The organism is Streptomyces sp. NBC_00846 (assembly GCF_045207325.1).
In the GTDB taxonomy this organism is placed as follows: domain Bacteria; phylum Actinomycetota; class Actinomycetes; order Streptomycetales; family Streptomycetaceae; genus Streptomyces.
Map to the genome: position 1 here is coordinate 6,548,066 of NZ_CP108846.1, position 25,731 is coordinate 6,573,796.

The 25,731-nt window shown below is 68.5% G+C and carries 22 protein-coding genes; 16 read left to right on the forward strand and 6 right to left on the reverse strand.

The window, feature by feature from the left end:
• The first annotated feature begins 26 nt into the window (after window positions 1-26).
• The 5 genes from OG936_RS30120 (at window position 27) to OG936_RS30140 (ending at window position 6,530) form a co-directional block, all read left to right on the forward strand.
• Window positions 27-869, forward strand: a complete 843-nt coding sequence (locus OG936_RS30120; protein WP_406498971.1) for a nitrilase-related carbon-nitrogen hydrolase — start codon at window positions 27-29, stop codon at window positions 867-869.
• Entirely contained in the window at window positions 866-2,149 is a 1,284-nt protein-coding gene (locus tag OG936_RS30125; RefSeq protein WP_406498972.1) for an aspartate aminotransferase family protein, read from the forward strand. The genes OG936_RS30120 and OG936_RS30125 overlap by 4 nt, the downstream gene beginning before the upstream one ends.
• 270 nt (window positions 2,150-2,419) lie before the next feature.
• Window positions 2,420-3,820 (forward strand): dihydropyrimidinase, encoded by a 1,401-nt coding sequence (gene hydA / locus OG936_RS30130; protein WP_383761988.1) that lies wholly within the window; start codon window positions 2,420-2,422, stop codon window positions 3,818-3,820.
• A gap of 10 nt (window positions 3,821-3,830) precedes the next feature.
• Window positions 3,831-4,832, forward strand: a complete 1,002-nt coding sequence (locus tag OG936_RS30135) for a TIGR03842 family LLM class F420-dependent oxidoreductase (RefSeq protein WP_406498974.1) — start codon at window positions 3,831-3,833, stop codon at window positions 4,830-4,832.
• A gap of 123 nt (window positions 4,833-4,955) precedes the next feature.
• Window positions 4,956-6,530 (forward strand): NCS1 family nucleobase:cation symporter-1, encoded by a 1,575-nt coding sequence (locus OG936_RS30140; protein WP_406498976.1) that lies wholly within the window; start codon window positions 4,956-4,958, stop codon window positions 6,528-6,530.
• Here OG936_RS30140 and OG936_RS30145 read toward each other — a convergent pair.
• Window positions 6,493-7,269: a hypothetical protein gene (locus tag OG936_RS30145; protein ID WP_406498978.1), complete on the reverse strand. Its 777-nt coding sequence runs from the start codon at window positions 7,267-7,269 to the stop codon at window positions 6,493-6,495. The genes OG936_RS30140 and OG936_RS30145 overlap by 38 nt on opposite strands.
• Window positions 7,270-7,506: 237 nt before the next feature.
• Here OG936_RS30145 and OG936_RS30150 point away from each other — a divergent pair, with 237 nt between their 5' ends.
• The 4 genes from OG936_RS30150 to OG936_RS30165 all read left to right on the forward strand — a co-directional run bounded on the left by OG936_RS30150 (window position 7,507) and on the right by OG936_RS30165 (window position 13,128).
• A complete protein-coding gene (locus tag OG936_RS30150) occupies window positions 7,507-7,860 on the forward strand; it encodes a hypothetical protein (protein WP_406498979.1) in 354 nt (117 codons plus the stop codon).
• 173 nt (window positions 7,861-8,033) lie between these two features.
• Window positions 8,034-9,509, forward strand: coding sequence for an amidase (locus tag OG936_RS30155; protein ID WP_406498981.1), 1,476 nt, complete (start codon window positions 8,034-8,036; stop codon window positions 9,507-9,509).
• 231 nt (window positions 9,510-9,740) lie between these two features.
• Window positions 9,741-10,574, forward strand: a complete 834-nt coding sequence (locus tag OG936_RS30160) for a response regulator (RefSeq protein ID WP_406498982.1) — start codon at window positions 9,741-9,743, stop codon at window positions 10,572-10,574.
• Between the two features lie 43 nt (window positions 10,575-10,617).
• Window positions 10,618-13,128 (forward strand): SpoIIE family protein phosphatase, encoded by a 2,511-nt coding sequence (locus OG936_RS30165; RefSeq protein ID WP_406500664.1) that lies wholly within the window; start codon window positions 10,618-10,620, stop codon window positions 13,126-13,128.
• A 42-nt stretch (window positions 13,129-13,170) separates the two neighbouring features.
• Here OG936_RS30165 and OG936_RS30170 read toward each other — a convergent pair whose 3' ends face one another.
• Window positions 13,171-14,235: a biotin/lipoate A/B protein ligase family protein gene (locus OG936_RS30170; RefSeq protein ID WP_406500665.1), complete on the reverse strand. Its 1,065-nt coding sequence runs from the start codon at window positions 14,233-14,235 to the stop codon at window positions 13,171-13,173.
• A 450-nt stretch (window positions 14,236-14,685) separates the two neighbouring features.
• Here OG936_RS30170 and OG936_RS30175 point away from each other — a divergent pair, with 450 nt between their 5' ends.
• The 6 genes from OG936_RS30175 (at window position 14,686) to OG936_RS30200 (ending at window position 20,479) form a co-directional block, all read left to right on the forward strand.
• A complete protein-coding gene (locus OG936_RS30175; protein ID WP_406498983.1) occupies window positions 14,686-15,018 on the forward strand; it encodes a hypothetical protein in 333 nt (110 codons plus the stop codon).
• Between the two features lie 8 nt (window positions 15,019-15,026).
• Window positions 15,027-15,212, forward strand: a complete 186-nt coding sequence (locus tag OG936_RS30180; protein ID WP_406498985.1) for a hypothetical protein — start codon at window positions 15,027-15,029, stop codon at window positions 15,210-15,212.
• 63 nt (window positions 15,213-15,275) lie between these two features.
• On the forward strand, window positions 15,276-15,818 hold the full coding sequence (locus OG936_RS30185) for a hypothetical protein (protein WP_406498987.1): 543 nt from the start codon (window positions 15,276-15,278) through the stop codon (window positions 15,816-15,818).
• Between the two features lie 214 nt (window positions 15,819-16,032).
• Entirely contained in the window at window positions 16,033-16,857 is an 825-nt protein-coding gene (locus tag OG936_RS30190) for an NACHT domain-containing protein (RefSeq protein ID WP_406498988.1), read from the forward strand.
• A gap of 489 nt (window positions 16,858-17,346) precedes the next feature.
• Window positions 17,347-19,131, forward strand: a complete 1,785-nt coding sequence (locus tag OG936_RS30195; protein WP_406498867.1) for a reverse transcriptase domain-containing protein — start codon at window positions 17,347-17,349, stop codon at window positions 19,129-19,131.
• 157 nt (window positions 19,132-19,288) lie between these two features.
• A complete protein-coding gene (locus OG936_RS30200; protein WP_406498989.1) occupies window positions 19,289-20,479 on the forward strand; it encodes a hypothetical protein in 1,191 nt (396 codons plus the stop codon).
• Between the two features lie 771 nt (window positions 20,480-21,250).
• Here OG936_RS30200 and OG936_RS30205 read toward each other — a convergent pair.
• Together OG936_RS30205 and OG936_RS30210 are read right to left on the reverse strand one after the other, a co-directional pair.
• On the reverse strand, window positions 21,251-21,481 hold the full coding sequence (locus OG936_RS30205; protein WP_406498991.1) for a hypothetical protein: 231 nt from the start codon (window positions 21,479-21,481) through the stop codon (window positions 21,251-21,253).
• A 97-nt stretch (window positions 21,482-21,578) separates the two neighbouring features.
• A complete protein-coding gene (locus OG936_RS30210) occupies window positions 21,579-22,226 on the reverse strand; it encodes a trypsin-like serine peptidase (RefSeq protein ID WP_406498993.1) in 648 nt (215 codons plus the stop codon).
• Between the two features lie 517 nt (window positions 22,227-22,743).
• Here OG936_RS30210 and OG936_RS30215 point away from each other — a divergent pair.
• Window positions 22,744-23,814 carry an IS110 family transposase gene (locus OG936_RS30215; RefSeq protein WP_406491652.1) on the forward strand — a complete coding sequence of 357 codons (1,071 nt, stop codon included), beginning with the start codon at window positions 22,744-22,746 and terminating at the stop codon, window positions 23,812-23,814.
• 170 nt (window positions 23,815-23,984) lie between these two features.
• On the opposite strand, the gene OG936_RS30220 is transcribed toward OG936_RS30215, so the two are convergent.
• Both OG936_RS30220 and OG936_RS30225 read right to left on the reverse strand, forming a co-directional pair.
• On the reverse strand, window positions 23,985-24,650 hold the full coding sequence (locus OG936_RS30220) for a ParA family protein (RefSeq protein WP_406498995.1): 666 nt from the start codon (window positions 24,648-24,650) through the stop codon (window positions 23,985-23,987).
• Window positions 24,651-24,730: 80 nt separating this feature from the next.
• Complete coding sequence (locus OG936_RS30225; protein WP_266744697.1) at window positions 24,731-25,693, reverse strand: electron transfer flavoprotein subunit alpha/FixB family protein; 963 nt, start codon at window positions 25,691-25,693, stop codon at window positions 24,731-24,733.
• Between the last annotated feature and the right edge of the window lie 38 nt (window positions 25,694-25,731).

Genomic DNA, 25,731 nt, shown 5'->3' on the forward strand with positions numbered 1-25,731 from the left:
CTGACGCCGCGTCGAAGGAGCAGCTCATGTCCCAAGTCGTACGCGCCGCACTCGTCCAGGCGACCTGGACCGGCGACACCGAATCCATGATCGCCAAGCATGAGGAGCATGCGCGCGAGGCCGCCCGCCGGGGCGCGAAGATCATCGGCTTCCAGGAGGTGTTCAACGCCCCCTACTTCTGCCAGGTGCAGGAACCCGAGCACTACCGCTGGGCCGAGGCCGTCCCGGACGGGCCCACCGTCCGGCGGATGCGGGAACTCGCCCGCGAGACCGGCATGGTGATCGTCGTGCCGGTCTTCGAGATCGAGCAGTCCGGCTTCTACTACAACACCGCCGCCGTCATCGATGCCGACGGCTCCTATCTCGGCAAGTACCGCAAGCACCACATTCCCCAGGTCAAGGGCTTCTGGGAGAAGTACTACTTCAAGCCCGGGAACGTCGGCTGGCCGGTCTTCGACACCGCCGTCGGCAAAGTCGGCGTCTACATCTGCTATGACCGGCACTTCCCGGAGGGATGGCGTCAACTCGGGCTCAATGGAGCACAGTTGGTGTACAACCCGTCGGCCACCTCGCGCGGCCTGTCCAGCTATCTCTGGCAGCTGGAACAGCCCGCTTCCGCCGTCGCCAACGAGTACTTCGTCGCCGCGATCAACCGCGTCGGCCAGGAGGAGTACGGCGACAACGACTTCTACGGAACCAGCTACTTCGTCGACCCGCGCGGCCAGTTCGTCGGCGAGGTCGCCAGCGACAAGGAAGAGGAACTCGTCGTCCGCGACCTCGACTTCGGCCTCATCGACGAGGTCCGTCAGCAGTGGGCGTTCTACCGGGACCGCCGACCCGACGCATACGAAGGACTGGTGGAGCCGTGAGCAGCCTGCACGAACGCCATCTGGCCGTCAGCCCCGACTGGCTGGCGCTCTACTACAAACACCCGCTGGAGATCACCCACGGCGAGGGCCGCCACGTCTGGGACGCCGACGGCAGGCGCTACCTGGACTTCTTCGGCGGCATCCTCACCACCATGACCGCGCACGCACTGCCCGAGGTGACCAAGGCGGTCAGCGAGCAGGCCGGGCGGATCATCCACTCCTCCACGCTCTACCTCAACCGGCCGATGGTCGAGCTGGCCGAACGCATCGCCACGCTCTCCGGCATCCCGGACGCCCGGGTCTTCTTCACCACCTCCGGCACCGAGGCCAACGACACGGCCCTGCTCCTCGCCACCGCGTACCGCAGGTCCAACCAAGTCCTCGCGATGCGCAACAGCTACCACGGCAGGTCCTTCTCCGCGGTCTCCATCACCGGCAACAACGCGTGGTCGCCCACGAGTCTGTCGCCGTTGCAGACGCTGTACGTGCACGGCGGCGTCCGCACCCGGGGACCGTACGCGCACCTCGGCGACGCCGACTTCATCGCGGCCTGCGTCGCCGACCTGGAGGACCTGCTCGGCCACATCCGCGAGCCCGCCGCCCTGATCGCGGAACCCATCCAGGGCGTCGGCGGGTTCACCTCACCGCCCGACGGTCTGTACGCGGCCTTCCGCCGGGTCCTCGACCGCCATGGCGTCCTGTGGATCTCCGACGAGGTGCAGACCGGCTGGGGCCGCTCCGGGGAACACTTCTGGGGCTGGCAGGCACACGGCGAGAACGGGCCGCCGGACATCCTCACCTTCGCCAAGGGCATCGGCAACGGCATGTCGATCGGCGGTGTCGTGGCCCGCGCCGACGTCATGAACTGCCTCGACGCCAACTCCATTTCGACCTTCGGCGGCTCCCCGGTCACCATGGCGGCCGGCCTCGCCAACCTCTCGTACCTCCTCGAACACGATCTGCAGGGCAACGCCCGGCGCGTCGGCGGGCTGCTGATCGAGCGGCTGCGTGCGGTCGGCGCGGCTTCCGCGTGTGTGCGGGAGGTGCGCGGCCGGGGTCTGATGATCGGCATCGAGCTGGTGAAGCCCGGCACCGACGAGGCGGACCCGCAGGCGGCCGCCACCGTGCTCGAAGCGGCCCGGGAGGGCGGGCTGCTCATCGGGAAGGGCGGCGGTCACAACACCAGCGTGCTGCGGATCGCACCACCGCTCTCGCTGACCATCCCGGAGGCGGAGGAGGGCGCGGCGATCCTGGCCGAGGCCCTGCGGTCGGTGGGATGAGAAGCGGCGGCTGAGCGACGCAGGTGCGGGCGACGCCAGAGGGGTGGGCGGCGGCCGGTGTATACGACGCGCTGCGGCGCCGTTCCCCACCCGGGAACGGCGCCGCGCCGCGTCGTGCTGTGGGCCGGTGGAGTGCCGGACGGGGGAAACCGAAACGTCTTCAGCGGTTAGCCGCAGCGGTATTGCCACAGTGGGTAGCCCACTTCTACGTTCTTCACACGCACCTCGTCTACGTGCGTAGACCCATTCCGCCACAGTGAGGAGGGGTACATGACCCGCACCGTCATCCACGGTGGTCTCGTCATCACCGCGTCCGACGAAATGCATGCCGACGTACTCATCGAGGGCGGTCGCATCGCCGCCCTCGCAGCACCCGACACCGACGCGGCCGAGAGCTGGAGCGCCGACCGGCGGATCGACGCCACCGGCAAATACGTCATCCCGGGCGGTGTCGACGCGCATACGCACATGGAGATGCCGTTCGGCGGCACCTACGCCTCCGACACCTTCGAGACCGGTACGCGGGCCGCCGCCTGGGGCGGCACCACCACGATCGTCGACTTCGCCATCCAGTCCGTGGGCCACGCGGTCCGCGAAGGGCTCGACGCCTGGTACGCGAAGGCCGACGGCAACTGCGCCATCGACTACGCCTTCCACATGATCCTTTCCGATGTGAACGAGTCCTCGCTCAAGGAGATGGACCTTCTCGTATCGGAGGGAGTCACCTCCTTCAAGCTGTTCATGGCGTACCCCGGTGTCTTCTACAGCGACGACGGCCAGATCCTGCGCGCCATGCAACGGGCCTCCCACAACGGCGGCCTGATCATGATGCATGCGGAGAACGGCATCGCCATCGATGTCCTCGTCGAACAGGCGCTGGCCGGGGGCCACACCGACCCGCGCTACCACGGCGACGTCCGCAAGGTGGCGCTGGAGGCCGAGGCCACCCACCGCGCCATCCAGCTCGCCCGCGTCGCCGGATCCCCGCTCTATGTCGTGCACGTCTCCGCCGACGAGGCAGTCGCCGAGGTCGCCGCCGCCCGCCACAAGGGCCTTCCCGTCTTCGGCGAGACGTGCCCGCAGTATCTCTTCCTCTCCACCGACAACCTCGCCGAGCCGGACTTCGAGGGCGCGAAATACGTCTGCTCCACCCCCCTGCGTCCCGCGGAACACCAGAAGGCACTCTGGCGGGGCCTGAGGAACAACGAACTCCAGGTCGTCTCCACCGACCACTGCCCCTTCTGCTTCTCCGGCCAGAAGGAGATGGGACGCGGCGACTTCTCGAAGATCCCCAACGGCATGCCCGGCGTGGAGAACCGGATGGATCTTCTCCATCAGGCGGTCGTGGACGGTCACATCTCGCGCCGCCGCTGGATCGAGATCGCCTGCGCCTCCCCGGCCCGGATGTTCGGCCTCTACCCGAAGAAGGGCACCATCGCCCCGGGCGCCGACGCCGACGTCGTCATCTACGACCCGGCGGCCGAACAGACCATTTCCGCCGAGACCCATCACATGAACGTCGACTACTCGGCGTACGAAGGCAAGCGGGTCACCGGCCAGGTCGACACCGTGCTCTCGCGTGGTGAAGTCGTCGTCGACGGACGGAAGTTCACCGGTCGGGCCGGTCACGGCATGTACACCCCGCGCGCCACCTGCCAGTACCTGGACTAGGAGCACCGTCATGGAATTCGGACTCGTCCTCCAGACCGACCCGCCCGCCTCGGCCGTCGTCGGCCTGATGCGCCGCGCCGAACGCAACGGCTTCCGCCACGGCTGGACCTTCGACTCGGCGGTGCTCTGGCAGGAGCCGTTCGTCATCTACAGCCAGATCCTCGAACACACCGAACACCTCGTCGTCGGCCCCATGGTCACCAACCCGTCCACCCGCACCTGGGAGGTCACCGCCTCCACCTTCGCCACCCTCAACGACATGTTCGGCAACCGCACCGTCTGCGGCATCGGCCGGGGCGACTCGGCGATGCGCGTCGCCGGACGCAAACCCAACACCCTGGCCCGCCTCGGCGAGGCCATCGACGTCATCCGCGACCTCGCCGAGGGGCGGGAGGCCACCGTCGACGGGCAGCCGGTCCAGATCCCCTGGGTGAAGAACGGCAGACTGCCGGTCTGGATGGCCGCGTACGGCCCGAAGGCGCTCGCCCTCGCCGGGCAGAAGGCCGACGGCTTCATCCTCCAGCTCGCCGACCCGTTCCTCACCGAGTGGATGATCAAGGCCGTACGGGACGCGGCGGTACAGGCGGGCCGCGACCCGGACTCCGTGACCATCTGCGTCGCCGCCCCCGCCTATGTGAGCGACGACCTCGACCACGCCCGCGAGCAGTGCCGCTGGTTCGGCGGCATGGTCGGCAACCATGTCGCGGACCTGGTCTCCCGGTACGGCGAGCACTCCGGACTCGTCCCCGAGGCCCTGACCGCGTACATCGCCGGACGGTCCGGCTACGACTACAGTCACCACGGCCGGGCCGGAAACCCCGACACGGCCTTCGTGCCGGACGAGATCGTCGACCGGTTCTGCCTGCTGGGCCCCGCCGAGGCACACATCGAGAAGCTCCGGGCGCTGCGAGACCTGGGCGTCGACCAGTTCGCCGTCTACAACATGCACGACGCGCGCGAGGCGACGATCGATGCCTACGGCTCGCAGATCATCCCCGCGCTGACGACGTGACAGCCTGACCGCCGGGCCCATCCGTCCCACGGTTGTCCGCACCCCACACACCCCCACGCATCCCCACGCACCCCCGCGCACCGCCCCGCACGGCACCGCTCCCATGCGAAGGGTCCAGCCGCCATGACATCGACCGTCCCACCCACACCACCCCTTCCACCCGTCCCACCGCAGGACGGGATATCCGACGCGTCGGGCCGCATCGAACTCGCCCCCGGCGCCGTCCCCACCGACAACCGTTTCGTCAACGAGGACCTGCTGCCCGTCCCGCTGGAACGGCGCCGCTGGACGACGTACAACTTCGCCGCGCTCTGGGTCGGCATGGCCCACAACATCCCGTCCTGGCTGCTCGCCTCCGGGCTGGTGGCGCTCGGCATGGACTGGAAACAGGCCGTCCTCACCATCGCGCTCGCCAACCTGATCGTGCTCGGCCCGATGCTCCTCACCGGGCACGCCGGACCCAAGTACGGCATCCCCTTCCCCGTTCTGGCCCGCGCCTCCTTCGGGCTGCGCGGCGCCAACCTGCCCGCGCTGATCCGGGCCGCGGTGGCCTGCGCATGGTTCGGCATCCAGACCTGGATCGGCGGCGTCGGCATCTTCACCCTGCTCGGGAAGATCTTCGGCGGCTGGGCGAAGGCGGCCGAGATCGGCGGGCAGCCGTGGACGCTCTGGCTCTGCTTCATTCTCTTCTGGGCGCTCGAACTCGCCATCATCTACCGGGGGATGGACGCCCTGCGCCGGTTCGAGAACTGGGCGGCCCCGTTCGTCATCGTCGGCGCCGTGGTGCTGCTGGTCTGGGTCGCAGTCAAAGCCGGCGGCTTCGGCCCGCTGCTCGACCAGCCCTCGAAGCTCGGCTGGGGCAAAGAGTTCTGGCCGGTCTTCTTCCCCTCCCTGATGGGCATGATCGCCTTCTGGGCCACGCTCTCCCTCAACATCCCCGACTTCACCCGCTTCGGGGCCGGCCAACGCGCCCAGATCCGGGGCCAGTCGCTCGGCCTGCCGACCACGATGACGCTCTTCGCCCTGCTCTCCGTCCTGGTCACCTCCGGCTCGCAGGCCGTGTACGGGGAGGCGATCTGGGACCCAGTCCAACTCGTCGCCCGGACCGACAACGTCTTCGGGCTGCTCTACGCCCTGGTCACGGTGCTGGTCGCGACGGTCTCCGTGAACATCGCGGCGAACGTCGTGTCACCCGCGTACGACCTGGCGAACCTCGCCCCCAAGCTCATCAATTTCCGTACGGGCGCCCTGATCACGGGTGTCGTCGGCGTGCTCATCATGCCGTGGAAGCTCACCGAGACCCCCGAGCTGTACATCTTCACCTGGCTCGGCCTGGTCGGCGGACTGCTCGGTACGGTCGCGGGCATCCTGATCGCCGACTACTGGATCGTCCGCCGCACCGTGCTCGACCTGGCGGACCTCTACCGCCCCGGCGGCCGCTACTGGTACGCCAACGGCTGGAACTGGCGGGCGGTCGCCGCGTTCGCCGTCGGCGGAGTCCTGGCGATCGGCGGCTCCCACTCGGCCCCCGGCGCCGGCCCGTTCCCGGCCGACGGCCTGATCCCGTTCCTGAAGCCGCTCGCGGACTACGGCTGGGCGGTCGGACTGGCCTCGTCACTGGTGTTGTACGCGGTGCTGAGCGGGCGCCCCGGCTCCGGCGTCACAGCGGCGCGGGGCGACGGGTCAGCAGCGCGTTGATGTCGTACGTCTGATCCGGTGGCGGCGTGGCCGTGGGCACCGGCTTGTCGAAGGCCGAGAGGCCCACGACCGCGTTCGCCCCGCCGCCCCGGACCGTGATCCTCAGCGGGTACGGCTTGCCCGTGGCCGCGACGTACATCGTCTGCGTCATGCCGTCCCTGAGCCTGGTCACCGGCACCACGGGAGCCCCGTCGAGCGTGGTCCTGCGGCCCTTGTTCAGCGTGCCCCGGTCGTTGTCCGCGTGATCGCCGACCAGCTTCCGGAAGGTGTTCGGATCGCATGCGTGCGTCACGCCGAGCAGCCTCGGGTCGGTGGCCGAGCCCTTCATGTAGCGCCCGTTGAGGATCGCGGCGAAGGCCGCGCCGCCGTCCGGCACCTGGCTCTTCCAGAAGGCCGCGTCCGGCTTGACCCAGACGTCGTTGCCGCGCTTCACGACCCGGACCGATCCCTGGCCGCTGCCGAGGTCCACCGAACCGGTGCAGTCGCCCTTCCGGTCGAGGGTGAGATCCAGGGCCGTCGAGGGGCTGCCCCTGCCGAGTGTGCCGCGCGTACTGACGTGCAAGGAGCGGGCGCTCAGGAGCGCGTCGCGCGAGCGGTTGACGATCTGCTGGGCGGAGAGCTTGTCGATGCCGTTGTCCGCCCGGGCCACACCGCCGCCGATGACACTGCCGCTCGTGAGTCCCAGCACGAGGACCGCTGCCCAGGCGGCCTGGCGTGTGCCGATGAGTTGGCCGGTCACGGCGCCTCCCTCGAAGGGCCCGTCGGGCCTGTTCAGGTATGCGATCCGGTCCTTTTGAGCGTACGCCGGGCAGGTGCGGGTCGCGCGACGGCGAATCACCCGCCGAGCGTATACACACGGTGACGTTTTGCCCCGTTTTATGTCATGAGTGGTGGGGGACGGTTGCCGACGCACCGAGTTCGTCACCGACGAGGCCGACGCACCGAGTTCGTCACCGACGAGGAGGAACAGGAAGACATGAAGCTGTCGATGGAGAGCGTGTCCAGGACCGTGCTCCGGAGCGTGGTCGTTGCAGGGGCGGCCGCGGCGCTCGCGGTACCCGCGACCGTCGCCACCGCCGTGACACCCGGGGCGACGCCGCCCGGTCTGTCCTGCGAGACCGGAAAGCACGAGATCGACGACTACACGGGCTACGCGCTGTGCCGCAACGACGGAAGCGCGGCCCAGACCTTCTGGGTGCATCTGGTCTGCGGCTGGTCCCCGGACGTGGACGGTGAACACGTCACCCTCAATCCGGGGCAGTCCGGTCAGTCCACCGCGCACTGTGCGGGTCTCGGGACCGGCATCGGCGAGATCAGCGTCCAGCCGTAGGCGGTGGGCGGTGGAAGGGCGAGTGGTGTCCTCCTTCGCTCGACCCTCTCTGCGCTCCACCTTCCTCCGAACGGTTGAGCGGAGCGCCCATGACTCGTTACCCTCCGGTAAGTTCGTTCGGGCGTACAGGTGCGGGCGTGCGCATCTGCCGAGGCGAGGAAGGCGGGCAGCCCATGTCCTCAACGGAAGCCGTCGACACCACCGAACCGGCCGACCCGACCGGACTGGCCGACAGCGCACGGGAGCTGGCCGAAGGCCGTACCACCTCGACCGAGCAGGTGGCCGAGGCCCTGCGCCGCATCGAGGCGAGCCAGGGCACCCTGAACGCCTTCCGGCACCTGCGCACCGAGGCCGCACTCGCCGAGGCCGCCGAGGCCGACCGCAGGATCGCCGCGGGGGAGCGGCTGCCCCTGCTCGGCGTGCCGGTCGCCGTCAAGGACGACACCGATGTCCTCGGCATGCCGACCTACTTCGGCTGCGACGGCGATCTGCCCGCCGCCACCGCCGACAGCGAGGCCGTACGCAGGCTGCGGGCCGCCGGGGCCGTGATCGTCGGGAAGACCAACTCCTGCGAGCTGGGCCAGTGGCCGTTCACCGAGGGCCCCGCCTTCGGCGCCACCCGCAACCCCTGGAACACCGGACACACCCCCGGCGGCTCGTCCGGCGGGTCCGCGGCCGCCGTCGCCGCCGGGCTCGTACCCGCCGCGCTCGGTTCGGACGGCGCCGGGTCCGTCCGGATCCCGGCGGCCTGGACCCACCTCGTCGGCATCAAACCGCAGCGCGGCCGGATCTCCGTCCATCCGCAGAGCGACGCCTTCCAGGGCCTGACCGTCAACGGACCGCTGGCCAGGACCGTCGCCGACGCCGCCCTGCTGCTCGACGCCGTCGCCGGACCCCACCCCGACGACCCGCACCGCCCGCCCCCCGTCGCGGCCTCGGCCGCCGCCCGCCGCGATCCGGGCAGACTGCGCATCGCCCTCGCCTGGCGCCCCCCGCTCACCCTCACCGGCTCCGCACCCCACCCCGAAGTGCGGCGGGCCGTCACCGCACTGGCCGAGGCCCTCGCCCGCCTGGGCCACGACGTCGAGGAGGCCAGGCCCCGCTACGGGCTGATCGGCCTCGGCTTCGTCCCCCGCGCCACCGCGGGGATCGCCGAACTCGCCGCCCGCCACCCCGACCCCGCCCTCCTCGACCCGCGCACCCGCAGCGCCCTGCGCACCGGCACGCGGCTCGGCGGCCGGGTGGTGCGCGCGGCCAGGGAGCGGGAGGTCCGCCAGCACCGCAGGATCGGCGCGTTCTTCCGTACCTCCCGGGCCGGCGCCGGCTACGACGTGCTGCTCACCCCCACGACCGCCCTGCCACCGCCCCCGATCGGCCGGTTCGACGGGCTGAGCGCCTGGCGCACCGATGTGGCGATGACCGAGGCCTGCCCGTACGCCTGGCCCTGGAACGTACTGGGCTGGCCCGGCATCAACGTACCGGCCGGGTTCACCGCCGACGGGCTGCCCGTCGGCGCCCAGCTGCTCGGCCCCTCCCGCAGCGAGGAACGGCTGATCTCCCTCGCCGCCCAGCTGGAGGCCGATCGTCGCTGGTACGAGCACCGGCCGCCCGTCCAGGGCCTCTCGGTCAGCTCGGGCGGCGGGCGCTGACCACCCACACCCCCGCCCGCAGCAGCACACCGTCCGGGGTCTCGTGCACCGATCGACGGACTCGCCTGCTGGACACGGCACTTGCCGTCGTCGTCGCCGTGGCGGTCACCGCCGCGGCCGTCGTCGCCTCGGCGCCCGACGTCCTCGGCCTGCTGCTCGTCGCGGCCGGCACACTCGTACTCGCCGGGCACCGCGTTGCCGCGCGCGGTCCTCGCCGTCACCACGCTTTGCATGCTCGGCTACGTGGTTCACGCGCACCCGGGAAGCTGGGCGGCGTTCCCCGTACTGGCCGCCGTGCACGCCGCCGCCCGCGGCGGACACCGCGCCTGGGGCGTCGCCGGGGGCGCCCTCGTCGACGACCAGGCGCTGATGCGGGCTGGATTCCGGGCGCTCCTCGACGCGGAGGACGGCATCGAGGTGATCGGCGAGGCCGCCGACGGCCGCCACGGCCTGGAGCTCGCCCGGCTGCACACCCCGGACGTCGCCCTCGTCGACGTACAGATGCCGGTGATGGGTGGCATCGAGACCACCCGCGAGATCGCCGCCGACCCCCGGCTGGCCGCCGTCCACGTCGTGATCCTCACCAATTACGGCCTCGACGAGTACGTCTTCGACGCGCTGCGCGCCGGAGCCGCCGGGTTCCTCCTGAAGGACACCGAACCGGCCGAACTCCTCCGTGCGATCCGCGTAGCGGCCGGCGGTGACGCGCTGCTCTCGCCCGCCATCACCCGCCGGCTGATCGGCGAATTCGTCGCGAGACCACCCGACCGGACCACCACCCCCGGTTTCGAGAACCTCACCCGCCGGGAACGCGAAGTCAGCGCACTGGCGGCCCGCGGTCTCACCAACGAGGAGATCGCCGCACACATGGTGATCAGCCCGTTCACCGCGAAGACCCACATCAGCCGCGCCATGACGAAGCTGGGCGCCCGCGACCGGGCGCAGCTCGTCGTCTTCGCGTACGAATCGGGCCTCGTCACACCCCGCGAACCCGCCCCTGACCCCGCATCGCGGCAGCCCGGCCCCCGAACCACGACCGCGGACGTTCGCACCCGGGCGCCGTAGGCAGGACCATGGAACCGAACGGAGTGGATGGGTGGTGACCAGTATGGCGTCCGCAGGCCCGCAGCCGGCACCCGGAGCCGAACCGTCGCAGCCCAGCAACCCTCAGCACTCCTTCGACGCGGCGAACGACGCGACCGCGGTGGTCGCCGGGACCGGAACGGTCATCGGCTGGACGCAGAGCGCACAGGAACTGCTCGGCTACGGCGCCGCGGAGGTGGTCGGGCGCCCCGCCGGCCTCCTCCTCGCCATGCCGGGGGACCCGGCACGGGTGGCGGGCATCGCCGAACGCTGCCGCACGGGCGGGGGATGGAGCGGTGTCGCCACCGTGCGGCGGCGCGACGGGCAGCGGATCGAAGTGGATCTGCGGGTCTCGGCCGCGTTCCACCTGGACGGCCAGGAGTGCTTCCTGGTCTCCGGGCGTGAACGGAAGCCGGAGTGGGCCGTCGGGCAGTCCGTGGTCGACGCCTTCCTGACCAGCTCACCGATCGGGATGGCGGTGCTGGACCCGCAGCTGCGCTACGTCTGGCTGAACGACACCCTGGAACGCATCGGCGGCGTCCCGCGGGCACAGAGGGTGGGCCGCGGACTGGCCGAAGTGCTCCCGGGAATGGCGGCCGACGCCCTGGAGACCCAGATGCGGCGGGTGCTGGACACCGGAGTCCCCGTCATCGACTACGAGTACCAGGGCTGGAGCTGGGCCGATCCGCACCGGGAGCGCGCCTACTCCACCTCGTTCTTCCCCCTGTCCGAAGGCGATGGCACCGTCACCGGCCTCTGCTACATGGTCCTGGACGTCACCGACCGGTGGAAGGCCCAGGAGCGCCTGGCCCTGGTCAATGACGCCGGAGCGAGCATCGGCTCCACCCTGGACGTGCTGCGTACCGCTCAGGAGCTGGCCGACTTCTCGGTGCCGCGGTTCGCCGACTTCGTCGTCGTCGACCTTTTGGAACCGGTCGCCAGCCCGGAGGAGCCCGGCCCGTGGCCCCTCGGTACGGGGCCTGCCGGTACGGGGCCTTCCGGCGCGCCGGCCCGGCCGATGCTGCGCCGCGCGGGAATGAGTTCGGTCCGGGAGGGCTGCCCGGAGGCGATCCACCGGATCGGGGACCTGGCGGACTCCGTTCCCCCGTCCCACGACGTCCGGTTCCTCAGAGAGGGCGAACCCCTCCTGGTCCCGGTCCTCGACTCCGTCAGGCGGCTGTGGGACGTCGAGCAGCCCGCCAGGGCGGCGACCATCCGCGAGTTCGGTTTCCACTCACTCATCGCCGTACCCATGCGGGCCCGGGACACGGTGCTCGGCCTGACCACCTTCATACGATCGGTGAACCTGGTCCCTTTCGAACCCGACGACGTCCTGCCGGCCCGCGAAGTGGTGGCACGGGCGGCGGTCTGCGTGGACAACGCCCGCCGCTACACCCGCGAGCACGCCGCGGCGCTGACCCTCCAGCGCAGTCTGCTCCCGCACACACTGCCCGGAGGGATGGCACTGGACGTGGCATCCTCGTACCTCCCGGCGGACGCCAAGGACGGAGTCGGGGGCGACTGGTTCGATGTGATCCCGCTGTCCGGCGCCCGGGTCGCCCTGGTCGTCGGCGATGTCGTCGGCCACGGCATCAGCGCCGCCGCGACCATGGGCAGGCTCCGCACCGCCGTGCACACGCTCGCCGACATGGACCTTCCCCCCGACGAACTGCTGGCCCACCTCGACGACCTCGTCCTCCGGCTGGGCGACGAGGAACCCGACGGCGAGGCGAGCGGCGCGACCGTGCTCGGCGCCACCTGCCTGTACGCGGTCTACGACCCGGTCACCCAGCTCTGCACGATGGCCCGCGCCGGCCACCCGCCCCCCGTCGTCGTCTTCCCGGACGGGCGTGTCAGCTTCCCCGAACTGCCCGCAGGGCCCCCGCTCGGCCTGGGCGGGATGCCCTTCGAGATGGCGGAGGTCACGCTGCCGGAAGGCAGCCTGATCGGCCTCTACACCAACGGCCTCATCGAAGGCAGGGACCGGGACGCCGATCTCGGCATGTACCGCCTCGGCGCCGCCCTGTCGCAGTGCGGACTCTCCCTCGACGCACTGTGCGCGACGGTCGTCGACCAGCTGCTCCCTGTACCGCAGCCCGACGACGTCGCCCTGCTGCTCGCCCGTACGCACGAGCTGAGCGCCGACCACGTCGTCTCCTGGGAGGTGCCCTCCGACCCGGCCGCCGTCGCGGGCGTCCGGGCCCGCACGGCACGCGTGCTGAGGACCTGGGGCCTGGAGGAGCTGGAGATGACGACCGAGCTGATCGTCAGCGAACTGGTCACCAACGCGGTGCGCTACGCCGTCGGCCCGATCAGGCTGCGGCTGCTGCGCCAGTCCGTCCTGATCTGCGAGGTCTCCGATGCCAGCAGCACCTCTCCCCGGCTGCGGCACGCCAGGACGACCGACGAGGGCGGCCGCGGCCTCTTCCTCGTCGCCCAGCTGACCCGCCGCTGGGGCACCCGCTACACACCCGAAGGCAAGGTCATCTGGACCGAGCAGGAACTTCCGGGGACGATGACGCGACGATCCCGATGACCCTCCCGATGGGCCGTCCGCAGCCAGGAATCCGGCGCTCGGTCACGGCACCCGAGCCGTCCACTCCGCGGTGCCGAACTTCGTACGTACGAGCTCCTCGGCCCGGGCCATCTCCTCGTCCGTCACCTTGCCCTGCGTGAGGCCGTGCCGGGCGCGGAAGAATTCGATCATCCGCTCGATGACGGCCTCGCGCGCCAGCCCGGTCTGACGGCGCAACGGATCGACGCGCTTCTTCGCGCTCTTGGTGCCCTTGTCGGACATCTTCTCCTTGCCGATGCGCAGGACCTCGAGCATTTTGTCGGCGTCGATGTCGTACGACATGGTCACATGATGCAGGACGGCTCCAGGGCCACCGTCAGGGCCGACCATTCGCTTCTGGGCGGCGCCTGCGATCTTTCCGGCGTCGGTGGCGATGTCGTTGAGGGGCTGGTACCAGGCTTTGATGCCCATGTCGCCGAGCGCGCCGAGTACCCAGTCGTCGAGGTAGGCATAGCTGTCGGCGAAGGAGAGGCCGGAGACCAGCGACTCCGGCACAGACAGGGAGTACGTGATGGTACTCATGGGCTCTACGAACATGGCTCCACCACCAGAAATGCGGCGTACCACGGTCATTCCGTGCTTTGTTGCCCCCGCGGGGTCCACCTCATTGCGCAGCGACTGGAAGCTGCCGATAACCACAGCAGGCGAGGCCCATTCCCAGACCCGCAGCGTGGGAGCCCGCCGCCCGGCGGCCACTTCGGCGGTGAGGACCTCGTCCAGTGCCATGTGTAGGGCCGGGGCCTGTGGTTCCGTGTGCACCAACTGCCAGTCGTAGTCGCCCCACTCGGTCGCATGGGCCAGTGCTCGCCGAACGGCGATGCCGACGCCCTCCGCAGTCAGTCCAAGCATGACGGTCGACTCCGGCAGTCCCGCTGTGATCCGGGCCCCCAGGCCTGCGGCATCCGTTGAGGACGGGGCACCCTCCAGGGCCCTGTTGATCGAGAGGATTGCCTCGTCGGGCTCCAGGAAGAAGTCCCCGGCGACGCGCACGTTGCGAAGCACGCCTTCCTCGACGTTCAGATCTACGACGACAAGCTTGCCACTGGGCACCTTGTACTCGCCATGCACGGTTTCGTTCCCTTCCAGCACGCGGCGTGGATCCTGAGCCTGTTGCTCCGACATCCGGATAGACGCGCACATACTTCGTATCGCACTTTAATGCTCGCTCGTGACGAGCGGCATCGGAGGTGCGACCGTCGGGCCTTCCATACGCCTGCGGGTCGGACAGAACCCGGCGTACAGCCCGACTCGTCTGCCGCCACCAGCGATTTTACCTTGGAAAGGGCCTCTGACCTGCGTCGGAGGCCCTTTCCAGTCCTGCGACGGTGAAGCGAAGGCCTCGAGCTACCGCAGTAATTTGACGGACGATCGTGTGAGTGAGCCGCCACTGGGACGGTCGCGCCCCGGCTTCGTGGCAGGACATACGCAGTAGTCGTCGCCAACGCAGCCCAGTTGTACGCCGAGGTACGGATGGCTCGCGTGTCGAGCGAAGGCGCGCTCATGAGAATGAGGCGGGGTATGGGCATCGGCGTTGTCGCCGGTGGTGGGGCGGTGACGACCATGCTGGTGGGACTCGTCACGAATGCCGTGTCCGACCAGTCTCGCTGGCCCTCTTGGTTCGGCTGGATGCAGCGGCATCCTAGGTTGTCGTTCGTCATGCTGGGAGCGGTGCTGGTCGGTCTGACTGTGCTGCTTGCCGCGCTGTCGGACGTCGGGGCACCCGAGAACGGGCCGGGGCCGCTCGTCCGGCCGGACGATTCATCGAGGCCGCCTGGTGTGGTGTTGGTGCTGCGGTCGTTGCCGCGGGACGCCGCGACCTCGTCGACCGGACCGCGGAGCTTGAGCGGCTGACGCTGCTGGTGGGCGCTTCGCAGGAACGTGGTGAGGAGTTGCCGGTCCATGTGATCGACGGGATGCCCGGCGTGGGGAAGACGACGTTCGCCGTGCACGCCGGGCATCTGCTGTCGGAGAGGTTTCCGGACGGGCAGCTCTTCGTGAATCTGAACGGGCACACCACGGGTCGCAGTCCTGTGCAGGCGACCTAGGCGCTGGCCTCCCTGCTGGCGGCTACCGGGGTGCCGACGCAGCAGATCCCTGTTGGGGATGACGTGGGGGCGGTCACGGAGGCGCGGGCTGCCATGTGGCGGAGCCGGCTCGCGGACAAGCGTGCGCTGCTCATCCTCGACAACGCGGCCAGCTATCGGCAGCGTGTGTGCGGTTACTGCCTGGCCGCTCTCGCCGTGGTGAACAGGTACATCGTCCGCAGCGGCGCGGTCGCGCCGCCAGTGCCGGACGACGTCCTGCAGGTGGAGTCCCCGCCCATGGAATCGCGTACGGCGGCCCTGGGGTGGCTGGAGAACGAGCGGCCCAACGTCCTTACCTGCATCCGGCGGGCAAACAGCCTCGTCCTGTACGACGTCGTGATCCGTCTGGCCGCGGCCATGGCGCCCTTCCTACGGCAGGCCTGGCCATGGGACCAAGCCCTCGGGCTTCACCGCACGGCCGTCGAGGCCGCTCGGCATACCGGAGACGGGCGCGCGCTCGCCGGCGCCGGCGACCACGAGTTGGCGCAGCGTGGAGAGGTGCTTGGCCCCTGGACACCGTCTTCCAGCACGCCCTCGCACACTGACGCGCCCGCGATCAGCCCATAACTTCACGGCCTTGGTCAAAAACCGCTGGGGCTCGTGCGCACGGTGGTACTTCTTTGTCATGGAACGTAGCTGGGGGCAGAGGGCCGGTTGGCTGTGGATCGTTCTCTGCGGGGGGTGTATCGCTGCCCTGGGCATATGGTTGATAGAACAGAAGCAGCCAGGGGGTGAAACCCTAGACAGTACGGGTCTGCTGATCGCATTACCCGGGCTCTTCGTGGCGCTGTGGTCGGCCTATATGGCCCTGGCCACGCTGCGGGTCCAGGCCCCGGACACGAGCGCGCTTGCCGCGAAGCTCGCTGGTCATGTCACCCTCGCCGAAACCAGGGAGCGTACCCGCCTCCTTGGAAACGTCGGCACCCCGATCGACGTGCGGTTCAATCTGCGGCCCGCGCCCGCCCATAACGCCGCCGGTGCCGATCCCCACGGGAGCCTCAGCGGGGTGATCGACTACTATCGGCGGCTGCGTCCCGGACGACTGGTGATCACCGGGGCCGCAGGCTCGGGCAAGACGGTCCTGGCCATCGAACTGCTTCTCGCGCTCGTCGAGAACCGCGGGCCGCGAGACCCCGTACCGGTACGTATGTCACTCGCCTCCTGGACCCGCATGCCCACCGCCACCACCACACGCGACACCGGTGACGCGGTAAGGATGTGGATGCGGCGGCACTTGATGGAGGCCTTCGGGCTTTCACGCGCCGCGGCCACTGCTCTGGTCGAGGACGGGCTGATCCTGCCGGTCCTGGATGGTCTCGACGAGATGGACGGCGGAGGCGGAAGCGGCCCCCGGGCCCGCCGGGCGATGCAGGAACTGGACGCCTACCGATACGGACGCCCCCGCGCGGGCATGATCCTTACTTCTCGCAGCGCTGCGTACGACGCGCTGGGCGCCCACACCCACGCACGCGACACCGCCCGAGTAGAGATCACCCCTGTCAGCGCGGCGTCCGCCCGCGTCTTCATCTGCGCCCATGTCCAGGACCCCGACCGGTGGCAGTGCGCCATGAGGCGTCTTGTCTTATCCCCGATTCAGTCGGGATGAATTTGGAGGGAGATTCTTGGGTCCGATGGCTTACCTAATCCGGAAACGGTGATGGGACCGTAGCATGCCAGGAAATCGACGGCTGGGCTCAGGCATTAGGGACGGGGCGTCGAGGGACCCGCGTGGCAAGGTGAAAGCTGGATTGCCTGAACCCTAATCCCCAGAAGATTGAAGGTCGAATCCGTCGGAAAGATGCCTGACACCGACGCCGCACCCTGCGACGGCTTTATGCCATGGTCGACGCAACCTCCGGAGTGCGGAGCGATGCCCAGCGAGGGCATTCAAGGGGATGAGTGGGGCACCTAAACCACGCTAGAACGTACGACAAGGACGAACATGGGATCGCCTAATGGAAGAGATCTTCCTATGGCGACGGAGGCCCCGTAGTAGTCGCCGGAGTCACGACCGGCCAAGGAGGACGGGAAAGCCGTCCGCATCGGGCGAAGGGGGCCAGGTGATCGGGCACTCAAGACTCGGGAGGTATGCGTAATGCAGAGCGCCGAAACGGTGCTGAGTGTCCTCCGCGAACGCGGCAGGCGTGGCCTGCTGTGCGACGAACTATATCGACAGCTCTTCAATCCGCAGTTGTATCTGCTGGCCTACGGGCGTCTGTATTCCAACAAGGGATCAATGACACCTGGGGTCAACGGGGAGACCGTGGACGGCATGTCGCTGGGTAAGATCGAGCACGTCATCGACGCGCTGCGCCACGAGCGTTATCGATGGAGCCCAGCTCGCAGGGTCTACATCCCGAAGGGTCGGGGCAGCACGAAGCTGCGTCCGCTCGGCCTGCCTCCCTGGAGTGACAAGCTCGTCGGCGAGGTGATCCGTCTGTTGCTTGAGGCGTATTACGAGCCGACGTTCTCTAACTCCTCTCACGGTTTCCGTCCCCGCAGGGGCTGCCACACCGCATTACGTGATGTGGCCAACACCTGGACGGGGACAGTCTGGTTGATCGAGGGAGACGTCGCCCAGTGTTTCGACCGGCTTGACCATTCGGTCATGCTCCGGATTCTGGGCGAGAGAATCCACGACAACCGATTCATGCACCTGGTGCACAACATGCTCAAGGCCGGATACATGGAGGACTGGATCTGGAACGCGACGCACAGCGGAAGCCCGCAAGGCGGAGTTGTTTCACCGATCTTGTCAAATATCTACCTGCACAAGTTGGACGAGTTTGTCGAGAAGGTTCTGATCCCGAAATACACCCGGGGCAGGATCAGGAAGCCGAGCCGCGCCTTCTTCGAGGTGTGGAACGCTATGCGGCGCGCCCGCAAGCGCGGTGACCGCACCGAAGTGCGGGATCTACGCAAGCAACTCCGCAGTATTCCCAGCCAGGATACTCAGGATCCCGGCTACCGGAGGCTGCGATATGTGCGCTACGCCGACGATACCCTGCTCGGGTTCGCCGGACCGAAGGTAGAAGCCGAGGAAATCAAGGAGCGTCTGGCGCAATTCCTGCGTGACGAACTCAAGTTGGAATTGTCGCCGGAGAAGACGCTCATCACGCATGCCCGCACCGAGGCAGCGAGGTTCCTCGGCTACGACATCACCGTGCACCACAACGACCGCAAGATCACCGGCGGACGGCGCTCCGTCAATGGGGTCATCAGATTGCGCGTCCCTCGTTCGGTGGTATCTGCCAAGCAGGCCCAGTACATGGAGCGCGGTAAACCCGCGCGTCGGCCCGAACTGCTGAACCAAGACGACCACGTCATCCTCAGCACCTACGGGTCGGAGTACCGCGGCATCGTCCAGTACTACCTGATGGCCGGCGACGTCTTTCGACTCGCCCGGCTGCAATGGGTCATGGAGACCTCGATGCTGATGACGCTCGCCAACAAGCACCGCTCGTCGGTGTCGAAAATGGCCCGCAAGTACGCGGCGACCATCGAGACACCGCACGGGCTACGCAAGTGCTTCGAGGCACGCGTCGAACGCGTCGGCAGGAAGCCACTGGTTGGACGGTTCGGCGGGATCCCGCTGCGGCGGGAGAAGAAGACGGTCATCACCGACCGTCGGCTGGCCCCGGTCAACATCAAACGCAAGGAGCTGGTCACCCGGCTTCTCGCCGGGCGGTGCGAGTCATGCGGGCGCGTCGACGCGGTGGAAGTTCACCACGTCGCCAGGCTCGCGGACCTCGGAAGATCGGGAACCCGGCCGCCGTGGGCAGATCTCATGGCCGCGAGGCACCGCAAAGCCCTTGTGGTCTGCGGAAGTTGTCACGCGGGCATCCACGGCAAGAAGCCTGTCTCAGCACTCACGGAGTAATCACTGGAGAGCGACGTGCGGTGACAAGTCGCATGCGTCGTTCGGGCTGGGGGCCGTTGGAGAAGGGCCTGCACAGCAGGTACCTCGCCGACGGCCCACCAGTACCGACGTGCTCCGAGAACTCGATGCCGCCCCCGCCGGGCCCCTCGCTCAAGGCTTGTCAACCCCGTGGCGCCTGACGATGGCCGTCGACCTCTACGAACAGCATGACCCCGCCACCGGAGACCATCCCCACGCGCCCGCTGACCTGCTGGTCCCCGCCCTCGTCGGAGCGGAAGCGGTGCGCGACCACCTAGTCGATCTGTTCCTCCACCACGCCGCCACCAGCCATCTCCCGCCCCCCAGCCAGATGACCCAGGCTCAGATTCATGCGCGGCTGCACGTCCTGGCTCGGCACCTCGAAGACAACATGGGCGGCAGTCGCGTGACCCGGGGCCGGGCACTGTCCGGAATCGACCTCATCCCTCACGAACTGTGGCCACTCGTAGGGAACCGACGCGTACGCGTCGCCCAGGTCCTGCTCTACCTCGCGATTGCCTTCCTTGTGATCGCCATCGGTATGCGGTTCCTGATCATCGACATCGATCAGTTCCTGGGATTCAGAGACCTCACCGGCCGCGAACTGTTCGTCTATCTGCTGGCTATCGTGGCACCGATCGTGCTCTTCGGGGTCGTCCAGGCATGGGTCCGTGTGTGGCCGACCCCCCACCGTCTCGACCCACCCATCCTGCGCACCCCCCGGGACTGGGGCCGTGCGGTGACCGGGCTCCTCAGCGGTTCCATCGCCGGGTTTCTGATCGCGGTGGCAGTCGGCTCGATGATCCTGCTGGTAATCAATGTGTCAGATGGAGATGTCTACGCATCCTGGGACTTGGTCTGGGAGCGCGACCTCGTGCCGATGTTCCTGCTGGTGGGGATGCTCCTCGGGCTCCCGGCCGGATTCATGTTCGGGCTCGTAGGCGGGCTGTTCCGCAGGGAAGTCTCGGAGGTCGGGGACCCGCGCCGCCTCATCCGCGATGACCTTCTGGTCGCCCTCACTATCACTGTGGTCATCATCCTGACCCTCACCTTCTCGATCGGGCTCTCCCCAACCGGCGGGTACCTGATCTTCGTGCCACTCGCCAGCGCATTGGCGGCGGTCACGTTCGGGCTGGCGAGCGTGCCCGCCAGCGTGCGTTACATCGTGTTCCTGCTGTTCACCCGCTTCGGGCAGCACCGGCTGCCCTGGCGCCTGGGCCGGTTTCTGCACTGGGCCACCCAGGTCGGCATCATGCGCACCGCCGGAACCGCTTACCAATTCCGCCACCGAGAACTCCAGGACTGGCTCGCCCACCACCCCACCCCCTGAGCCGTTGCTTTCCCGCTCGCCGACCGTGCCGAGCTGTTGGTTGACGTCGAGGAGGTAGCGCACCGCCTCGAAGGAGCGCTGTACCAGGGCCCGGGCCCGAGGTCGTCGTCGCTCGAGAGGCGGCTCGCGGGCTGGCGCTCCTAGCCGCGCTGCACGCCGACGATGACCTCACTGGGCGCTCAGTGGTGCGCGTCGCAGGGTCTCGGCTGAGGAGTGTGAACCGAGCCCCGAGCACGGCAAGGCCGCCCCTGCCTGTTCGGCGCGGGGCGGTCTTCTGCGGTTCCGGTCAGACCTGGGCGAGGTGATTCGAGAGGTCGAGGGCGGCGGTCGCGACCGTGAGGGCGGCGCACAGGCCGAGCGCTTCGTGGATGGTCGGGTGGACAGGCGCGGCCAGTCGTCCGGGGCGGCGGGCTAGGAGGCGAGGTGTACCTCGGTGGTGGACAGGCCCAGGCGGGCGGTGACATTCCAGCCGGCGGGCGAAGCCGGCTCCCAGCGCACCCCACCGACAGCACCCAGCCTGGACCGGCTCCCTCAGATCCTGCCCACCTGCAAGATCCGAAAGAGACGGCCTAGAAGACTGCTGAACGGTGCGTCTGGGAACGCAGACAGGGCGTCCAAGATCGATCTGTGACGAATGACCTGGACGCCCTGCTCACTGCACTGTACGTGAAGATCGACGACGAGATCGGAGATCAACACCGTTGCGTTTGAGTCTTGAGTGGCGGGTCAAGCCCCGGTGAACTAGGCAACGGGAGGCCCTGATAGAAGTCGTTACTCCTCGTGCGGCATGGGTGCCGGTTCGGCCTCCTCCATGCGGCGGTCGGTCCAGTACTTCTCTACGTCGCGCTGGTCGTGCTGAACCTCGGAGGTCGATGTGTCGCCCCCGGGCTCAGGCGGAGAGGTGGGGGACTCGGACGTGTCCTGACGGAGTGCGACAACGGTGGCCACAGCCGCAGCGACGCCTGCGGTGACGACGAGGGCGCGGATGCCGGAGCGCTTCATGGGCGACCTCCTTGGCGAGTGCGGAGCCGTACGGGAACGGCGCTCACCCCGCCACGCTACTGGCTGTGCGGCGGGGTGAACACCGATCCGCTGGATGTCAGGTGACGGAGCCCTGGTCGTCGAACATCTGCTTGACACTGTCGCCGAAGTAGGAACTCTTGTTCACACCGGCGGAGTTGACGGTGCTCATGACCCCGTTGGTCTGGCCCAGCCCCGAGGACTGGTCGAACACGCGCATCCACGGGCCGCCGCTGGAGCCGCCGCCGAAGTCGCAGCCAAGCGCCAGCTTGCCGCCGGAGTCCGAGGTCCGGCCCTCGCAGTACCACTGGACCTCGCCGTTGTCCTTGTTGCCCGGGTAGCCGTTGATCGTGATGTCCTGCTCCCGCGAGTAGTTCCAGCTCAGCCCGTTGCCGCCGGTGCGGTTGACAAGCTTGTCGCTGCCCTGTGGCCAGGTCGTCACCATGGCGACGTCCCAGTTGAGGTCGCCGTCGTTGATCCAGCCGTTGAAGGTACGCATCTGCTTGGCGACGAAGGTGCCATAGGGTCTGTCGCCGTTGCGGTACTGGGGGACATACATCCAGTTCTTCATCCAGTTACCGCCGTTGCCTTCGTGCACGCAATGGCCCGCGGTGATCGCCATCTGCTTCGAGTTGCTGTTGAGGGCGCTCGCCGAGCAGACGTAGTTCTTGCCGTCACTCGGCTTGGTGAAGAAGACTTTGCCGGCGACGGAGGTCTCGACGATCACCGTGCGTATCTCGCCTGAGGGGGCCGCGGCCGGGGTGGACCCGGGCGGGCCACTGGGCTGCGCCAGTGTCCTTGCGGGGTGACGAACCGGCGGCGGATGTCCTTCCACGTCCAGTGGTGCCGGGCCTTGAGCATCCTGATCAGCCGCCACCACACGAAGTGGGCGAGCGCGCTGAACTGGTTCTTGGCGACGGCGTGCTGAGAAAATCCGCCAGTTGGAATGCCGCCAGAGCATGGGGCGGACTGGAATCTGCTACGACTGTCAGTCTGTTCGTACCGGATCCCGCAAGGATCGGGTAGTCCCGGCCGTGACGGTCTGACTCTTGCTTACGACCGACCCCACGGGTGTCCTGGCGTTGATCTGTCGACCGTCCGGCCGGGCACGCAACAAGCGCTGCCGCCGGACGGACGTGACCTCATAGGAGCCTGGAGCCAACTCGTCAAAGCGTCCCCGTGACAGTCCTGTCCCTCCGGCCGGCGACAGCGTGCATCCCACGCTACCGACCGAAGGGAACGCGGTGGATAACAACGAGCAGCACAGGTCCGGGCACGTCGTGATCGGCGTCGACACACACAAGCATGTGCACGTCGCTGCAGTGATGGACACGATCGGCGGGATCCTGGCGACCTTGACGATCCCCACCGACACCGGCGGATTCCAGCAACTCCTGGACTGGGCAGGCTCATACGGCAGGATTCTGGCCTTCGGAATCGAGGGCACCGGCTCCTACGGCGCCACCCTGGCCTCGTTCCTTCGACGGGCCGGGCACAAGGTGGTCGAGGCCGGCCGCCCGGACCGGCGGCTGCGACGGATGAACGGCAAGTCCGACACCCTGGACGCCGAGAACGCCGCCCGAGCCGTCCTGGCCGGGTTCGCGACGGCCACGCCCAAGAGCGCCGACGGTGAAGCCGAGATGATCCGGCAGCTCAAGATCGCCCATGACCAGGCCGTCGAACAGCGCTCGGCGGCGATGGTCACCATGAAAGCGATGCTTGTCCACGCTCCTGATCCCTTGCGCAACGAGACCGCGGGCAAAACGCAAATCGCTCTGGCCCGGCACCTGGCGGGCCTGCGTCCTCGACAGCTGGAGGGCCCCGAGGACGCACTGCGTCACGCCCTTCGAACACTGGCCAAACGGTGGCAGTACCTCGACGCCGAGGCCAAGGAACTGACGAAAACGATCGCTGAGCTGGTCCACCGTGCCGCCCCGCAACTACTCGAACCATTCGGCATCGGTGTGGACACCGCCGCGGAGATCCTCGTCGTGGTCGGCGACAACCCTGAACGCATCAAGTCCGAAGCCGCCCTCGCCAAGCTTGCGGGCATCGCTCCTGTGCCCACCGGCTCCGGCATGACCAGCGGCAGGCACCGCATCAACCACGGCGGCCACCGCCAGCTCAACGCCGCGATCTACCGGACCGTCATCGTCCGCATGCGATTCCACCAACCGACGATCGACTACGTCACCCGCCGCACCGCCGAGGGCAAGACGAAACGCGAGATAATCCGTTGCCCCAAACGCTACGTCATCCGCGAGGTCTACCACCTGATCCGACCCGCACCACGGACCGTCCCCACAGCGAGTTGACAACTATAGGAGCGTCAATGCCGCCGCCGAGAGCTTCTGGGCCGTCCTCAAGGAAGAGATCGGCACTCGCTTCTGGCCGGACCGGGCCACCGCCCGCGCCGAGATCTTCGCGTTCATCGAGACCTTCTACAACCGCCGCAGGCTCCGCAAGCACATCGTGTAGGGATACCTCACACCCCACGAAACGCGCCTGCGTCACCAGCGGGAACAAGCCCTCGCGGCATAACAGGATCGTGTCCAGGATCACGGGGAAACTTCACCTTCGTAGCGAGCTGCCGGGCAAAGTCCGACTTGTTCCACGCGGTGAGAAAGACGGCGCCGACCTTGAGCTTCGGGTTGGTCTTGCGCTGGACGCTGCGGATCGTGCGGTCCAGCGACGCCATCGCCTTCATATCCAGGACGCCGACCTTCACGGGGACGAGAGCCTCGTCCCCGGCGGTGAGCGCGGCGACGGTCACCAGGCCGAGGGACGGCGCCGCGTCGATCAGCGTCACGTCGTACGGCGAGCGCCCGCCGGCATCCGCGACTTCCTCCGCGATGGCGGCCGCGATGGCGTTCTCCGCACCGATCGGCCGTTCGTACTCCACCCGCGACAGGTCCAGCCCGGACGGCACGATGTCGACGCCCTCGAACAGGGTCGGATAGGTCGCCTCGCTCAGCGAGCACTCGTCGAAGAACACCGACCGCAGCGAGTGGCGCGGCGCCAGGCGGACTTGTACGCGCCACTCACGGGAACCTGGAGTGTGCGCGTCGTGGTGTTCGGGAAACTGGACGGCCCGCGCCGCCGACGGCGGTTGACGCCCACGCGCCGGGGGCGAGTTGGACGTGCCCCTCATCGACAGACGGTCCGGGGCCGTGCGGTGGGTGGACACCACGCGGCCCCGGACCGTCGGGACGCTGTTTCGAGGGGGGTGGGTCAGCCCTTGCGGGTCTTGACCTCTTCGGTGAGCTGGGGCACGACCTGGAAGAGGTCGCCGACGACTCCGTAGTCGACGAGGTCGAAGATCGGGGCCTCGGCGTCCTTGTTGATCGCGACGATCGTCTTGGACGTCTGCATGCCCGCCCGGTGCTGGATCGCCCCGGAAATACCGGACGCGATGTACAGCTGCGGCGAGACGGACTTGCCGGTCTGGCCGACCTGATTGGAGTGCGGGTACCAGCCCGCGTCCACCGCAGCCCGCGACGCACCGACCGCCGCACCGAGCGAGTCCGCCAGCGCCTCGATGACCGCGAAGTTCTCGGCGCCGTTGACACCCCGCCCACCCGAGACGACGATCGCGGCCTCGGTCAGCTCCGGACGCCCCGTCGACTCACGCGCGGCACGGGAAACGACCCGGGTGCCGGTGGCCTGCCCGGAGAACGACACCACCAGCTCCTGGACCGCACCCGCGGCCGGAGCCGCCTCCACGGCGGCGGAGTTCGGCTTGACCGTGATCACCGGAACACCCTTCGACACCCGGGACCTGGTCGTGAACGACGCGGCGAACGCGGACTGCGTGGCGACCGGACCCTGCTCACCGGCCTCCAGATCCACCGCGTCCGTGATGATCCCCGAACCGATCCGGACCGCGAGACGCGCCGCGATCTCCTTGCCCTCCGCGGACGAGGGAACCAGCACCGCGACCGGCGAGACCGCCTCGACCGCCGCCTGCAGCGCATCGACCTTCGGCACCACCAGATACTCACCGAACTCCGGCGCGTCAGCCGTCAGGACCCGCACCGCACCATGCTCGGCCAGCACCCCGGCCGTGCCCGCGGCACCCGCACCCAACGCGAGCGCGACCGGCTCACCGACACGACGCGCCAGCGTCAGCAGCTCCAGCGTGGGCTTGCGGACAGCACCATCCACGTGATCGACAAAAACGAGAACTTCAGCCATGAGACTTCAATCTCCTGCGAGTTGCGAAGAAAAACGAG